Below are 15,357 nucleotides of genomic sequence, written 5' to 3' on the forward strand. Positions count from 1 at the left end.
TCGGCCGAACGCGACGGGACCAGTGTGCCGGAATGCCGCCACGCGTGTACCGCCGGTAGTGGGCAGGCACGGGGGCATCGATCGGGGTACACGCCGGATCATCCGGGTGCTTGCCACCCGAACGGGTGGACACCTGGGATGATCGGGGGATGGCCATTCGACCGACCGCTGACACCCGGGTCCTCGCCGGGCGCCCGTTCCCGCTCGGCGCGCATCCCGAGGCCGGTGGCGTGCGCTTCGCCGTGACCTCGGCGGCGGCGGACGCCGTCGAGCTGTGCCTGATCTCCGACGACGGGTCCGAGGAGCGCATCGAACTCACGGAGCGCACCTTCGGCGTGTGGCACGGGCTGGTGCCGGGGGTGACCACGGGCCAGCGCTACGGCTACCGCGTGCACGGGCCGTACGACCCGGTGCTCGGGCTGCGCTGCAACCCGGCGAAGCTGCTCGTCGACCCGTACGCGCGGCGGATCACCGGGCGCATGACCGATCTGCGGGCGGCGCAGGGCTTCACCGGTGACCCCCGCCGCGGCCGTCCGTCCACAGTGGATTCCCTCGGCAGCGTGCCGCTGTCGGTGGTCACCTCGCCCGGCGGCCCGGACACCGGGATCAAGCCGGAGGTGCCGTTCGAAGAGTCGGTGCTCTACGAGCTGCACGTCAAGGGGTTCACGCAGCGCCATCCCGATATCCCGGAGCACCTGCGCGGCACCTACCTCGGGCTCGCGCACCCGGTGGCGATCGAGCACCTCACGCGGCTCGGCGTGACGGGGGTCGAGCTGCTGCCGGTGCATTCGTTCGCCGACGAGCCCTCATTGGTGCGGGCGGGAAGGCACAACTACTGGGGCTACTCGCCGCTCGGCTTCTTCGCGCCGCACGCGGGGTACGCGAGCGAACCCGGCCGCGAGGTCGAGGAGTTCCGCACCATGGTGGCCGCGCTGCACGCGGCGAACATCGAAGTGCTGCTCGACGTCGTGTTCAACCACACCTGCGAGGGCGGCTCCGACGGGCCGACGCTGAGTTACCGCGGGCTCGACGCGATGGCCTACTACCTGCACGGCAAGCGCGGGCACCTGGCCGACATCACCGGCTGCGGCAACACGCTCGACGCCGGTTCGCCGACGGTGGTCCGGCTCGTCACCGACTCGCTGCGGTACTGGGCGGGCGAACTCGGCGTCGACGGGTTCCGGTTCGACCTCGCCAGCACGCTCGGCCGTCCGCACGGCGGGCTGTTCGACCGCGACTCCACCATGCTGACCGCGATCACCACCGATCCGGAGCTGTCGCGGTGCAAGCTGATCGCCGAGCCGTGGGACGCCACCGGCGAGGGCTACCGGGTCGGCGACTTCGGCGCGCAGTGGGCCGAATGGAACGGCCGCTACCGCGACACCGTGCGCGACTTCTGGCGCGGGGCCACCGACGTCCGCGACCTCGCCTACCGCCTGTCCGGCTCGTCCGATCTCTACGACCACAACCTGCGCCGCCCGTGGCAGTCGGTCAACTTCGTGACCGCGCACGACGGGTTCACGCTGCGCGATCTCGTGTCCTACGACCACAAGCACAACGAGGCCAACGGCGAGGACAACCGCGACGGCACGGACGACAACCGCTCGTGGAACCACGGCGCGGAGGGCGAAACCGAGGACGCGGAGATCGTCGCGCTGCGCCTGCGACAGGCGCGCAACCTCGTCGCCACGCTCCTGCTGTCCACCGGAACGCCGATGCTGACCGCGGGCGACGAGCTGTGGCGGACCCAGCACGGCAACAACAACGCCTACTGCCTCGACGACGAGACCTCGTGGCTCGACTGGTCCTCCTCGCCCGCCGCCGACTCGATGCTGGCGTTCACCAGGAGCGTGGTGCGGCTGCGCGCGAACAGCCCCGCGCTGCGGCAGCCGGAGTTCTTCGAGGGCCGCACCACGCCGAGCGGCGACCCCGACCTGATCTGGCTGCGCCCCGACGGCGAGGAGTTCGGCGAGGGCGACTGGTTCGACGACCGCCGCACCCTGTGCATGTGGATCGACGGCTCCAACAGCCAGGCGCGCAACCGCGAAGGCGAACTCGTCACCGACCACTCGTGGCTGCTGCTGGTGCACGCCGGCGCGGAACCCGTCGAGATCGTGCTGCCCGGCCGCGAATTCGGCGAGACCTTCAAACCCACGCTCGACACCAGCACGGCGGACGGCAGCTCGGCGAATCCCGGCGTACTGGAACCGAAGAGCCGGGTGACCCTGCCGCCCCGCTCGCTGCTGCTGTTGCGGGCCCCGCGCTCGCTCTAGATCCGCGCGCCGGGTGGCCTTCGGGGAAAGGCTGAGTGGCGTACGGGGAAAGCGAAGGTGGCGTTTCGGGTAGTGCGTGACGGGGTAGTTCCGGAGAGAATCGGGAGCGACACCCGCTGTCGATGATCTTGATCGAATCAGGCACACTTACCCCGCCCGCGTCCACACCCGCACCAAAGGGGCGTTGCCCATGACCGGCCGGCTCGGCATCGACGACGTGACCCCCACCGTGAGCTGTGGCCGGTATCCGGCCAAAGCCGTTGTGGGAGAACACTTCCCGGTGTCCGCGACGGTGTGGCGCGAAGGGCACGACGTGGTGGCGGCGACGGTCAGCTGGCGCGGTCCAGGGGACCGGCTCACCAGGCAGACCAGGATGGCGGAGATCGGCACCGGCCTCGACCGGTTCGCCGCGACGATCGTCCCCGACGCCGAGGGGAGCTGGACCTACCGGATCGACGCGTGGGGCGACCCGTGGGCGACCTGGGTGCACGCGGTCGAGGTGAAGATCGCGGCCGGGCAGGAAGCCGCCGAGCTGGCCAACGATCTCGAGAACGGCGCGCGCCTGCTGGAACGGGTGTCCCGCAGGCCGGAACGCCGCCTCGAACGCGCGATGCTCGCCGGAGCCGCGGCCGCGCTGCGGGACAGCGGGCGCGAACTCGGTGAACGGGTCGGTCCCGCGCTGTCCGAGGAAGCACGGCGGGTCATGCACGAGTTCCCGGTGCGGGAGCTGATCACGAAGGGCAAGCCGCTCAAGCTGCTCGTCGACCGCGAGCGCGCGGCTTTCGGCTCGTGGTACGAACTCTTCCCGCGTTCCACCGGCGGCACCGACGAGGCGGGGCGTCCGGTGCACGGCACGTTCGCGACCGCGGCGAAGGAGCTCGAACGCGTCGCGGGGATGGGGTTCGACGTCGTCTACCTGCCGCCGATTCACCCGATCGGCCGCGTGCACCGCAAGGGCCCCAACAACACCCTCACCGCGGGCCCGGAGGACGTCGGCTCGCCGTGGGCGATCGGGTCGGCCGAGGGCGGCCACGACGCCGTCCACCCGGAGCTCGGCACGCTCGGCGACTTCGACGACTTCGTTGCCCGCGCGGGGGAACTGGGCATGGAGGTCGCGCTCGACCTCGCGCTGCAGGCGGCCCCGGACCACCCGTGGGTCGGCGAGCACCCCGAGTTCTTCACCACCCGTCCCGACGGGACGATCGCGTACGCGGAGAACCCGCCGAAGAAGTACCAGGACATCTACCCGGTCAACTTCGACAACGCACCGCGCGCGATCTACGACGAGGTGCTGCGCGTGGTGCTGCACTGGGTCTCGCACGGGGTGCGGATCTTCCGGGTGGACAACCCGCACACCAAGCCGCCGGACTTCTGGGCGTGGCTGATCTCCTCGGTCAAGGACGCCCATCCCGACGTGCTCTTCCTCGCCGAGGCGTTCACCCGCCCGGCGCGGCTGTGGGGGCTGGCCAAGCTCGGCTTCACCCAGAGCTACACGTACTTCACTTGGCGCACCAGTAAAGAAGAGCTGATCGAGTTCGGTGTGGACCTGGTCGAGCACGCGGATGTGGGGCGCCCCAACCTGTTCGTGAACACCCCCGACATCCTGCACGAGTCGCTGCAGCGCGGCGGGCCGGGAATGTTCGCGTTGCGGGCGGCGCTCGCGGCGACGCTTTCGCCGACGTGGGGCGTTTATTCCGGCTACGAACTGTTCGAGCACGTGCCGGTGCGCGAAGGCAGCGAGGAGTACCTGAACTCCGAGAAGTACCAGCTGCGGCCGCGCGATTTCGCGACCGCGCTCGCCGAGGGCCGGTCGCTGGAACCGTGGCTGACGAAGCTCAACGCGGTGCGCCGCGCGCACCCGGCGCTGCACCAGCTGCGGACCCTGCGCTTCCACCACGTCGACAACGACGCGCTGCTCGCCTATTCCAAACAGGACCCTGCCACCGGCGACACCGTGGTCGTCGTCGTCACGCTCGATCCGTACGCCCCGCAGGAGGGCACCGTGTGGCTCGATCTCCCGTCGCTCGGCTTCGAATGGCACGAGCGGCTGATCGCGCACGACGAGGTCACCGGTGATACTTGGGACTGGGGGCAGGCGAACTACGTCCGCCTCGAACCGTGGCGCGCCGTCGCGCACATCGTCGGAATCCGCAGACGCCTGGCGGGTTAGCACCCGCCCCCGGACATTGCCAGCCACCCTGCGAGCGCACCGCGCCGCAGGGACGATCGAACGTACCCGCACACTGGGACGAGGTGGAGATCATGCCGGAGGAACCCCGGCCCGACGCGGCGCTCGGCCTCGACGGCGTGCCGCACACGGGTGAGGCGATCACCGAAGACGGCATGCTGGTCGAGCCGCAGGCCGAGGACTTCAAGTCCGCGCGGGAGGCGCCGAGCGACCCGCACTGGTTCAAGGGCGCGGTGTTCTACGAGGTGCTCGTGCGCGCGTTCACCGATTCCAACGGCGACGGCACGGGCGATCTCCGCGGGCTCGCGAGCAGGCTCGACTACCTCGAATGGCTCGGGATCGACTGCCTGTGGCTGCCGCCGTTCTACGCTTCGCCGTTGCGCGACGGCGGCTACGACATCAGCGATTTCCGCGCGGTGCTCCCGGAATTCGGCAGCGTCGAGGATTTCGTGTTCTTGCTCAACGAGGCGCATCGCCGCGGGATCAGGGTGATCACCGATCTGGTGCTGAACCACACCTCCGACGCGCACCCGTGGTTCCAGCAGTCGCGGTCCGATCCGGACGGTCCCTACGGCGACTACTACGTGTGGAGCGACGACGATTCGCGGTACGCCGACGCGCGGATCATCTTCGTGGACACCGAATCCTCGAACTGGACCTACGACCCGGTGCGCGGGCAGTTCTACTGGCACCGGTTCTTCACCCACCAGCCGGACCTGAACTACGAGAACCCCGGTGTGCAGGAAGCGATGCTGGACGTGCTGCGGTTCTGGCTCGACCTCGGCATCGACGGGTTCCGCCTGGACGCCGTGCCGTACCTGTTCGAGCAGGAGGGCACGAACTGCGAGAACCTCCCGCGCACGCACGAATTCCTGAAGCGCTGCCGCAAGGTCGTCGACGACGAGTACCCCGGCCGGATCCTGCTCGCCGAAGCGAACCAGTGGCCTTCGGACGTGGTGGAGTACTTCGGCGACCCGCTCACCGGCGGCGACGAATGCCACATGGCGTTCCACTTCCCGTTGATGCCGCGCATCTTCATGGCCGTGCGGCGGGAATCGCGGTTCCCGATTTCGGAAATCCTCATGAAGACACCGGAAATTCCGAGCGGCACGCAATGGGGCATCTTCCTGCGCAACCACGACGAGCTGACGCTGGAAATGGTCACCGATGAAGAGCGCGACTACATGTACGCGGAATACGCGAAGGATCCGCGGATGAAGGCGAACATCGGGATCCGCCGCCGCCTCGCGCCGCTGCTGGACAACGATCGCAACCAGCAGGAGCTGTTCACCGCGATGCTGCTGTCGCTACCCGGTTCCCCGGTTCTGTACTACGGTGACGAGATCGGCATGGGTGACAACATCTGGCTCGGCGACCGCGACGCGGTGCGCACGCCCATGCAGTGGACCCCGGACCGCAACGCCGGGTTCTCGGTGTGCGATCCCGGCCGGATCTACCTGCCGGTGATCATGGACCCGGTGTACGGGTACCAGGGCCTCAACGTGGAGGCGCAGTCGAACAACGCGTCCTCGCTGCTGAACTGGACGCGCCGGATGATCGAGGTGCGCAAGGAGCACCACGCGTTCGCGGAGGGGGAGTTCATCGACCTCGGCGGGTCGAACCCGAGCGTGCTCGCCTACAAGCGGCAGTGGTGGCGGCCGGACGGGCGGCAGGACGTGGTGCTGTGCGTCAACAACCTGTCGCGGTTCCCGCAGCCGGTGGAACTAGATCTGGGCGCGCACCGGTTCAGCACGCCGGTGGAGCTCACCGGCGGGGTCCGGTTCCCGGAGATCGGTGAGCTGCCCTACCTGCTCACGCTGCCGGGGCACGGGTTTTACTGGTTCCAGCTGGTCGAGCCGGAGGAGGAGGCGGATACGAGGTGAGTGCCGACATCGAGCGGTTCGTGGCGGGGCTGGCCGCCGAACTGCCCGCCTGGCTGCCCGGCCAGCGGTGGTTCGCCGGCAAGGACCGGCCGGTCACCGGCGTGGTGCCGCTGGCGACCACAGTCCTGATCGACGGGGATCCGCTGCTGCTGCACGTGGTCGTCGAGGTCGCCCAGGGTGACCGGCGCGAGCCTTACCAGCTTCTCGTCGGCCGCCGGTCGCATCCGCCGGAGGTGTCCGCGTCGAGCTGGATCGGCGAGCTGGCCGGGTACGAAGCCAGCGGGGACGCCGATCTGACCGCGATCCTGCTCGACCTGATGGCGCGCGGCGAACGGGTCGGTTCGCTGGTCTTCGCGCACGAACCCGGTGTCGAGCTGGCCGTCGAGCTGCGGGCGCGGCCGATCACCGCGGAGCAGAGCAACACGTCGCTGGTCTACGGCGGCCAGTACATCCTCAAGCTGTTCCGCAAGCTCAGCGCCGGGGAGAACAAGGACCTGCTGCTGCACCGCGCGCTGCAGGCGGCGGGCTGCGAGCACATCGCGCCGACGCTCGGGTCGATCACCGGGGAGCTGGCCGGAAAACCCGTCACCATCGGCATGCTCCAGCAGTTCCTCCCCGACGCCGTGGACGGGTGGGCGATGGCCACCACGAGCGTCCGCGACCTGATGGCCGAGCCCGAGCTGGGCCCGGACGAGGTGGGCGGCGATTTCGCCGGGGAGGCGGAGCGGCTCGGCAGCGCGGTCGCGGCGGTGCACGCCGATCTCGCGCGCGCACTGGGCACCGAGCCACTCGACGACCACGAACTCGCCCGCACCGTCAAGGGCATGACCGACCGGCTCGACGAGGTCGCCGCGCGGGTGCCGGGGCTGGTGCCGCACGTGCCCGGCCTGCGCGCCGCGTTCGAAGCGCTCTCCTCGGCACCCGCGAATTCGATCGCCATGCAGTACATCCACGGCGACCTGCACCTCGGGCAGGTGCTGCGGACCGTCAACGGCTGGCTGCTGCTCGACTTCGAGGGCGAGCCGGCCGCGCCGGTGGAGGAGCGCCACGCGCTGCGTTCGCCGTTGCGCGACGTCGCGGGGATGCTGCGTTCCTTCGACTACGCGGCGCAGCAGCTGCTCGTCGGTCAGGACGCCGATCCGCTGCTCACCGAGCGCGCGCTCGAATGGGCGCGCCGCAACCGCGCCGCGTTCTGCGACGGCTACGCGAAAGCGGCCGACGAGTCGATCGGCGACCCTCGCGACCACGGCGCGCTGCTGCGGGCCTTCGAACTCGACAAGGCCGTCTACGAGGTCGCCTACGAGCACGCGAACCGGCCGGACTGGCTCGGCGTGCCGCTGTCTTCGATCGCTTCGATAACCCGGGAGTAGCACCATGACCGCGAACCTGCCGGATTCGGCGCCACCGGCCGAGGACATCGACCGGCTACTCGCCGGGTCGCACCACGATCCGCACGGCGTGCTCGGCGTGCACGGCGGGAGTTCCAGCGGGGGCACCGTGGTGGCCAGGGCGCTGCGGCCGGGCGCGAAGGCGGTGGCGGTGGTCGCGGGCACGCGCTCGTTCCCGCTCGACCACGTCGTCGACGGCCTGTTCTCGGGCGCGCTGCCCGAACACCCCGGTGACTACCGGCTCGAAGTTTCCTTCGACTCCCACACCGAAACCACCGACGACCCGTACCGCTGGCTGCCCACGGTGGGGGAGCTGGACCTGCACCTGATCGGCGAGGGCAGGCACGAACAGCTGTGGGACGCGCTCGGCGCGCACGTGCGGTCGTACGACACTCCACACGGGACGGTCGAGGGCGTGTCATTCGCGGTGTGGGCGCCGACCGCGCGCGGTGTGCGCGTGATCGGCGACTTCAACGGCTGGGAGGGCCGCGCGCACCCGATGCGCTCGCTCGGCTCTTCGGGGGTGTGGGAGATCTTCGTGCCCGGCGTCGGTGCCGGTGCGTGCTACAAGTTCCGCATCCTGGGCCAGGACGGCAACTGGCACGAGAAGGCCGACCCGATGGCCTTCGCCACGGAGAAGCCGCCCGCCACGGCCTCGGTGGTCACCAGCTCGTCGCACGTGTGGGGCGACGACGAGTGGACGGCAGCGCGCGAGGTGACGAACTGGGCCGACGCGCCGATGAGCGTCTACGAAGTCCACTTGGGATCGTGGCGGCCCGGCCTCGGGTACCGCGAACTGGCCGAGCAGCTCGCGGATTACCTGGCGGAAACCGGTTTCACCCACGTCGAGCTGCTGCCGATCACCGAGCACCCGTTCGGCGGATCCTGGGGCTACCAGGTGACCTCGTACTACGCGCCGACCGCGCGGTTCGGCTCGCCGGACGATTTCCGGTCCTTTGTGGACATTCTGCACCGGCGCGGGTTCGGCGTGCTGATGGACTGGGTGCCCGCGCACTTCCCGCGCGATGCCTGGGCGCTCGCGCGGTTCGACGGCACCCCGCTCTACGAGCACGCGGATCCCCGTCGCGGCGAGCAGCCGGACTGGGGCACCTACGTGTTCGACTTCGGCCGCAACGAGGTCCGCAACTTCCTCGTCGCCAACGCGCTGTTCTGGCTGGAGGAGTACCACCTCGACGGCCTCCGGGTGGACGCCGTCGCCTCGATGCTCTACCTCGACTATTCCCGAAAGGACGGTGAGTGGCTCCCGAACCAGTACGGCGGCAGGGAAAACCTCGACGCCGTCCGGTTCCTGCAGGAGCTCAACGCGACCGTCTACAAGCGACACCCCGGCGTGGTGATGATGGCCGAGGAGTCCACCGCGTGGCCAGGCGTGACCAGGCCGACGCATCTCGGCGGGCTCGGGTTCGGTTTCAAGTGGAACATGGGCTGGATGCACGACACGCTGCGCTACCTCGGCCACGAGCCGGTGCACCGCGCCTACCACCACAACGAGATGACCTTCTCGCTCGTCTACGCGTGGAGCGAGCACTTCGTGCTCCCGCTCTCGCACGACGAAGTGGTGCACGGCAAGGGATCGCTGTGGGAGCGCATGCCGGGCGACGACTGGAACAAGGCGGCGGGTGTGCGCTCGCTGCTGGCGTTCATGTGGGCGCACCCCGGCAAGCAACTGCTGTTCATGGGCGGCGAGTTCGGGCAGCGCGCGGAGTGGTCGGAATCCCGCTCGCTCGACTGGCACCTGCTGGAGGAGCCGCTGCACCGCGGCGTGCGCGAGCTGACGCGCGAGCTGAACGGCGCCTACCGGCAGCTGCCCGCGCTCTACAGCCAGGACACCTCCTACGAGGGCTTCCAGTGGATCGACGCGAACGACGCGAACGGCAACGTGCTGAGCTTCCTGCGCATCGGCAAGGACGGCTCGCGGCTGGCGTGCGTGGCGAACTTCGCCGGCGTGCCGCACCACGACTACCGGGTCGGGCTGCCCTCGGCGGGGCGCTGGCGCGAAGTGCTCAACACCGACGCCGAGGCCTACGGCGGCTCCGGGGTCGGGAACCTGGGAGAGGTGGAAGCGGTGACCGAACCGTGGCACGGGCAGCCAGCTTCGGCCGTGCTCCAGCTCCCGCCCGCCGGGGTGCTCTGGCTGGCGGAAGAACCCGATTCTGTCCGGTAATTCGCCCATCCGCCAGACTGCGTTCGCCGGGTGTGAGTGCGTAGGGTGCGGGACATGAAGATCGGCCTGCTCACCCGGGAGTACCCGCCGGACGTCTACGGCGGCGCCGGGGTGCACGTCGAATTCCTCGCCCGCGAACTGCGCTCGCTCGTCGATCTCGACGTGCACTGCTGGGGCGCGGACCGCGACGGCGCGCACGGGCACACCGACGCGCACGGCTACGCCGAGGCCGCGTTCTCCACGATGGACATCGCGGTGTCCATGGCGGCGGCGCTGTCTGGCCACGAGCTGGCGCACAGCCACACCTGGTACGCGAACCTCGCCGGGCACCTCGCGAAGCTGCACCACGGCATCCCGCACGTGGTGACCGCGCACTCGCTGGAACCGCTGCGCCCGTGGAAGGCCGAGCAGCTCGGCGGCGGCTACCGGATCTCGTCGTGGATCGAGCGCGAGGCGTACGAGTCCGCGGACGCGATCATCGCGGTCAGCGGCGGCATGCGCCAGGACGTCCTCGACGCCTACCCCGCGGTGGCGCCGGACCGCGTGCACGTCGTCCACAACGGGATCGACACCGCGCTCTACCAGCCCCGCGAAGACCCGGCCGTGCTCGCGAAGCACGGCATCGATCCCGATCGGCCGTACGTGCTGTTCGTCGGCAGGATCACCCGGCAGAAGGGCGTGCCGCACCTCGTCCGCGCTGGCGCCGCGCTCGACGAAGGCACCCAGCTCGTGTTGTGCGCGGGTGGCGCGGACACGCCCGAGCTGGACGTCGAGTTCCGCGGGCTGGTCGCCGACCTGCAGCGGAACCGGACCGGGGTGCACTGGATCCCCGAGATGCTGCCGCGCGACGAGGTCGTGCGCCTGCTGACGCACGCCGCGGTGTTCGCCTGCCCGTCGGTCTACGAGCCGCTGGGGATCGTGAACCTGGAGGCGATGGCGTGCGGCACGGCGGTCGTCGCGAGCGATGTCGGCGGTATCCCCGAGGTCGTCGAGGACGGGAAGACCGGTCTGCTCGTGCACTACGACGAAAACGATACGGCCGCGTTCGAAGCCGGGCTCGCGGCCGGGATCAACGAGCTGGTCGGCGATCCGGGACGGGCCGCCGAAATGGGGGCGGCCGGGCGTGCGCGCGCGGTCGGGGAGTTCGGGTGGGCCGCGATCGCCGAGCGGACGGCCGGTATCTACGGAGGTCTTCGTGATTGACGGATCCGACGTACTCGGCATCGTCCTCGCGGGCGGCGAGGGCAAACGGCTCATGCCGCTGACCGCGGACCGCGCGAAACCCGCGGTGCCCTTCGGCGGGGTGCACCGGCTGGTGGACTTCGTGCTGTCGAACCTCGTGCACGGCGGCGTCCGGCGGATCTGCGTGCTCACCCAGTACAAGTCGCATTCGCTCGACCGGCACATCAGCACCACCTGGCGGCTGTCCTCGCTCACCGGTGAGTACGTCACGCCGGTGCCCGCGCAGCAGCGGCTCGGGCCGCGCTGGTACCAGGGCAGCGCCGACGCGATCCACCAGAGCCTGAACCTGGTGCACGACGAGCAGCCCGCCTACATCGCGGTGTTCGGCGCCGACAACATCTACCGGATGGACCCGCGGCAGATGATCGACGCGCATATCGAAGCGGGCGCGGGCGTCACCGTCGCGGGCATCAGGGTGCGCCGGGAGGAGGCGAGTTCGTTCGGCGTGATCCAGACGGCCGACGGCTCGGCGATCGACGCGTTCCTGGAAAAGCCGACGGACCCGCCCGGCCTGCCGGACTCGCCAGGTGAGTCCTATGTGTCCATGGGCAACTACGTGTTCACCACGCAGGTCATGCTCGACGCGCTGGAAAAGGACGCGCGGAACCCGTCCTCGCACCACGACATGGGCCGCGACATCATCCCGGCGCTGGTGGAAACCGGCCAGGCGCACGTCTACGACTTCACCGGCAACGAGGTGCCCGGCGAAACCGAACGCGACCACGGGTACTGGCGCGACGTCGGCACCATCGACAGCTACTACGACGCGCACACGGACCTGATCTCCACCTACCCGATCTTCAACCTGTACAACCGGCGCTGGCCGATACTCGCGCACCCCGCGCAACGCGCCGCCGCGAAGTTCGTCGAAGGCGGCACCGCGAACCAGTCGATCGTCAGCAACGGCTGCATCATCTCCGGCGCGCAGGTGGTCGATTCGGTGCTCTCCCCGGACGTCTACGTGGAAAACGGCGCCGTGGTGCAAGGCTCGGTATTGCTCGACGGCGTCCGCGTCGGCAAGGGCGCCGTGGTACGCCGGGCGATCCTGGACAAGAACGTGGTCGTCCCACCCGGCGCGCACATCGGCGTCGACCTGGCGCGCGACCGCGAGCACTACCACGTCAGCGAAGGCGGCATCGTCGTACTGGGCAAGGGCGCCCGCGCGATCTGAGGTCCCGTTTCGCGGCTCGGCGGTCCGGGTAACCGGGGCTCATGAGCGACCGAAACCAGCCGCCGCAGCAGCAGGATCCGCCGGGGACCAGCGAGGAGATGGATCCCCGGCCGCGTGACCGGATGACGGGGTACGTCGGCCGCGGCCTGTTCACCGGGCTGCGGGCGTTGATCACCGGCGGTGACTCCGGTATCGGGCGCGCGGTGGCCGTCGCGTTCGCCAAGGAGGGTGCGGACATCGCGATCGCGTACCTGAACGAGCACTCCGACGCCGAGCGCACCGCGGGGCTGGTGCGCGCGGAAGGGCGGCAGTGCGTGCTGCTGCCAGGGGACCTCGCGGGCGGTGAGCACTGCCGGGACGTGGTCGAGCAGACCGTGCGGCTCCTCGGCGGGCTCGAAATCCTGGTCAACAACGCGGCGACGCAGTGGCCGGTGGATTCGCCGGAGGAGCTGACCGAGGACCAGTGGATGCACACCTTCGACGTCAACATCCACAGCTACTTCCGCGTGACGGCGGCGGCACTGCCGCATCTGCGCGACGGCAGCGTCATCATCAACACCGGCTCGGTGAACGGGTTGCGCGGCAACAAGTCCCTCATCGACTACTCCGCGACCAAGGGCGCGATCCACGCCTGGACCTACGCGATGGCACAGGCGCTCGCCGACCGGCGGATCAGGGTGAACTGCGTGGCGCCGGGTCCGGTGTGGACACCGCTGATCCCGGCCACCTTCCCGCCGGAAAAGGTCGAGAAGTTCGGCCTGCAGGTGCCGTTCGGGGAGGCGGCGCATCCCGACGACCTGGCGCCGTCCTACGTCTTCCTGGCGTCGAACCAGCTTTCCGGCTACTACACGGGAGAGGTGCTCGCCGCGCTCGGCGGCGAGACGACCCCTGGTGGTTGATCAGCCGCGGTTCTCCCTGCCGAACTCCTCGCTGAGTTCACTGTGGACGGTGTCGAGGCAGTCGTAGTCCCGTTCGGGCAACGTGCTCAGCCGTCCGAGCACGTTGTCCCCGGCACCGTTCGCGGCGGCCCTGCGCAGGATTTCGTCGCGCCGGCAAGGGTATTCGACATCGGTGAGGAAGTCCTGGTAGTTCCGCACGTGGTCCTCCGTATCCGGGTGGCTACGCCACCTGGGGTACCCGGAACGGCACCGTCCCAACCGGGCACGGGGAGACCAGCAAAATGATGGATCCGGTGCGCGGCAAAGCGCTGCTAACTTGCCGTCGACGACAGCTTTACGGCTCGGCGAAAGGGAAACCATGTCCTTCGGCTCGGTGGTCTGACGGTGTCCGCACTGGAACGGCAGGTGGCCGCCGGGCTGTCGGTCTTGCTGGGGCTCAGTGCCGCCACCGGTGTGCTCACCCGGCGGTCCGGCAGGCGCGACCGGAAGCGGCGCTACCCGGTGCACCGGCGTGCGGACGGGACGCTCGTGGAGTTCGCCGCGCATCTGCCGGACGACGCCCGTTACGTCGTGCTGCTCGAAGCCGGGCTGGGCATGCCGCACGAGTACTGGGACTGGGTGTGCGCCGAACTCCCCGGCGACGCCGGGTGGTTCCGGTACCACCGGCCGGGGTACGGCCTCAGCACCCCGCGGCCCGAGTTCGCCCTCCGCGAGCACTTCGATCTCCTCGACGAGCTGCGGAACGCCCATTTCCCCGAACGCCCCGTGGTGCTGGTCGGCCATTCGCTCGGCGGCTACCTCGCGGCGGCATACGCCGCGTTCCACCGCGGCACCGACCGCGGCATCCGGCGGCTGGTGCTGGTGGATTCGACGAACATCCGGCAGGTGCACCGCACCGCGGGAAGCGCGCCCGACCGCTGGGCACGCCAGACGATGGTGCTGGAACGGATCTTCGCGCTGACCGGGCTGGGCGCGCTGAGACCGGCCGCGAACCGGCGGCGCACCTACGCCGACGAGGTGAACCGAACCCATCGCGCGTTCCTGAGCGAGTACCGGTCGTGGGCGACCGCGCACCGCGAATACCGGGCGTCGCAGGACTTTCCCGAGCTGGGCGACGTTGGCGTGCCGATGGACGTGGTGACCGTGTCCAACGGGCTCGCCAGCTCGGCGGCGCACCGGTCGGCTCAGGCGGAGCTGCTCGATCTTTCCACGGAGTCCGAACACCACTTCGTGCAGGACGCGGAACACGAGTCCGTCGTCGCGACGCGCGAGCACGCCGCGGAGGTCGTGCGGGTGATCGCGGCCGGTATGCGGTCCGAGGTGGAGGAGGTGCGCGATGCGCGGTGAGCGGTGGAAGACCGCGGCCGTGACCACGGGCCTGGCGACGTGGCTGGTGGTCACCGCGGCGGGCCAGTTGCCGGACACCCGGTTCGACGGGCTGCTCGGCAAGGGCGCGTGGCGGATCCCGGTGCCCAACTGGCGGTTCTTCGGGCCGAACCCGGGGACCAAGGACGTGCACCTGCTCTACCGCGACGTCTCGGCCTCGGGGGCGACGCCGTGGGAGCAGGTCCCGGTGACCGGCGACCGGCCCTGGTACGCGCTGGTGTGGAACGCGCGCAATCGCAGCCCGAAGGCGCTGTTCGACTCGCTGCAGTCCATCACAACGTTCGCGGCTACCGTCCGCGGCGACCTCGACCGCATCGAGAAGTCCTTCGGCTACGGATTCCTCGCCGAATACGTACGCGAGCACCTCCCGCACGACCCGGTCGCCGAGGCGACGCAGTTCCTGCTGATGGAGTCGTTCCCGTCCCGCGGCGACGATCTGGAAATAATTCCCGTTTTCGCTTCGCGAGAGATCGGTCTCGACGACGTCAAACGGGAGCTTTGTGAATGAAAATATTGATGGATACATCGGTCCGTTAAGGAGAGAAGATGCACAACGATGTCGTGGCGACCTATGCCAACGAGAACCTGCCTTCAGTGTCGCCCGGGTTCGTTTCTACCGGCGATGACGAGATCTCGTATTTTTGTACCTCTCAAGCCTACCTGACCAATTTCTATGACAGCTTTTTCAACGACATCCCCGCTACTTTCGCCGTAAACTCCTGACATTCGAAACCGGTCACGC

12 protein-coding genes are annotated in these 15,357 nt (G+C 69.4%); 11 read left to right on the forward strand and 1 reads right to left on the reverse strand.

Translation table 11 applies throughout. The features are described from left to right. Positions 1–149: 149 nt before the first annotated feature. The 8 genes from glgX (at position 150) to HUW46_RS30870 (ending at position 13,229) form a co-directional block, all read left to right on the forward strand. The gene (gene glgX / locus HUW46_RS30835) at positions 150–2,273 is read left to right on the forward strand and encodes a glycogen debranching protein GlgX (RefSeq protein ID WP_215542278.1); all 2,124 of its coding nucleotides are present in this window, start codon (positions 150–152) and stop codon (positions 2,271–2,273) included. A 190-nt stretch (positions 2,274–2,463) separates the two neighbouring features. After that, positions 2,464–4,443 (forward strand): maltotransferase domain-containing protein, encoded by a 1,980-nt coding sequence (locus HUW46_RS30840; protein WP_215542279.1) that lies wholly within the window; start codon positions 2,464–2,466, stop codon positions 4,441–4,443. A 92-nt stretch (positions 4,444–4,535) separates the two neighbouring features. Continuing rightward, positions 4,536–6,344: a maltose alpha-D-glucosyltransferase gene (treS, locus tag HUW46_RS30845; protein ID WP_215542280.1), complete on the forward strand. Its 1,809-nt coding sequence runs from the start codon at positions 4,536–4,538 to the stop codon at positions 6,342–6,344. Then, complete coding sequence (locus HUW46_RS30850; RefSeq protein WP_254125055.1) at positions 6,341–7,714, forward strand: maltokinase N-terminal cap-like domain-containing protein; 1,374 nt, start codon at positions 6,341–6,343, stop codon at positions 7,712–7,714. Before treS ends, HUW46_RS30850 begins: the two co-directional genes overlap by 4 nt. 4 nt (positions 7,715–7,718) lie before the next feature. Next, on the forward strand, positions 7,719–9,917 hold the full coding sequence (gene glgB / locus HUW46_RS30855) for a 1,4-alpha-glucan branching protein GlgB (protein ID WP_215542281.1): 2,199 nt from the start codon (positions 7,719–7,721) through the stop codon (positions 9,915–9,917). A 54-nt stretch (positions 9,918–9,971) separates the two neighbouring features. Next, the gene (gene glgA / locus HUW46_RS30860; protein ID WP_215542282.1) at positions 9,972–11,120 is read left to right on the forward strand and encodes a glycogen synthase; all 1,149 of its coding nucleotides are present in this window, start codon (positions 9,972–9,974) and stop codon (positions 11,118–11,120) included. Then, on the forward strand, positions 11,113–12,330 hold the full coding sequence (gene glgC / locus HUW46_RS30865; protein WP_215542283.1) for a glucose-1-phosphate adenylyltransferase: 1,218 nt from the start codon (positions 11,113–11,115) through the stop codon (positions 12,328–12,330). The genes glgA and glgC overlap by 8 nt, the downstream gene beginning before the upstream one ends. A gap of 41 nt (positions 12,331–12,371) precedes the next feature. Next, positions 12,372–13,229: an SDR family oxidoreductase gene (locus tag HUW46_RS30870; protein ID WP_215542284.1), complete on the forward strand. Its 858-nt coding sequence runs from the start codon at positions 12,372–12,374 to the stop codon at positions 13,227–13,229. Here HUW46_RS30870 and HUW46_RS48465 read toward each other — a convergent pair whose 3' ends face one another. Next, the gene (locus HUW46_RS48465; RefSeq protein WP_254125057.1) at positions 13,230–13,427 is read right to left on the reverse strand and encodes a DUF2795 domain-containing protein; all 198 of its coding nucleotides are present in this window, start codon (positions 13,425–13,427) and stop codon (positions 13,230–13,232) included. A 186-nt stretch (positions 13,428–13,613) separates the two neighbouring features. On the opposite strand from HUW46_RS48465, the gene HUW46_RS30880 reads away from it, so the two are divergent. From HUW46_RS30880 to HUW46_RS30890, 3 genes are read left to right on the forward strand one after another with little or no spacing between them, the layout of a single operon-like run. Beyond that, positions 13,614–14,576, forward strand: coding sequence for an alpha/beta fold hydrolase (locus tag HUW46_RS30880; RefSeq protein WP_215542286.1), 963 nt, complete (start codon positions 13,614–13,616; stop codon positions 14,574–14,576). Next, positions 14,566–15,123 (forward strand): hypothetical protein, encoded by a 558-nt coding sequence (locus HUW46_RS30885; protein WP_215542287.1) that lies wholly within the window; start codon positions 14,566–14,568, stop codon positions 15,121–15,123. The genes HUW46_RS30880 and HUW46_RS30885 overlap by 11 nt, the downstream gene beginning before the upstream one ends. A gap of 38 nt (positions 15,124–15,161) precedes the next feature. Next, positions 15,162–15,338, forward strand: coding sequence for a hypothetical protein (locus tag HUW46_RS30890; protein ID WP_215542288.1), 177 nt, complete (start codon positions 15,162–15,164; stop codon positions 15,336–15,338). Positions 15,339–15,357 lie beyond the last annotated feature (19 nt).

It is taken from the genome of Amycolatopsis sp. CA-230715, from assembly GCF_018736145.1.
GTDB lineage: Bacteria > Actinomycetota > Actinomycetes > Mycobacteriales > Pseudonocardiaceae > Amycolatopsis.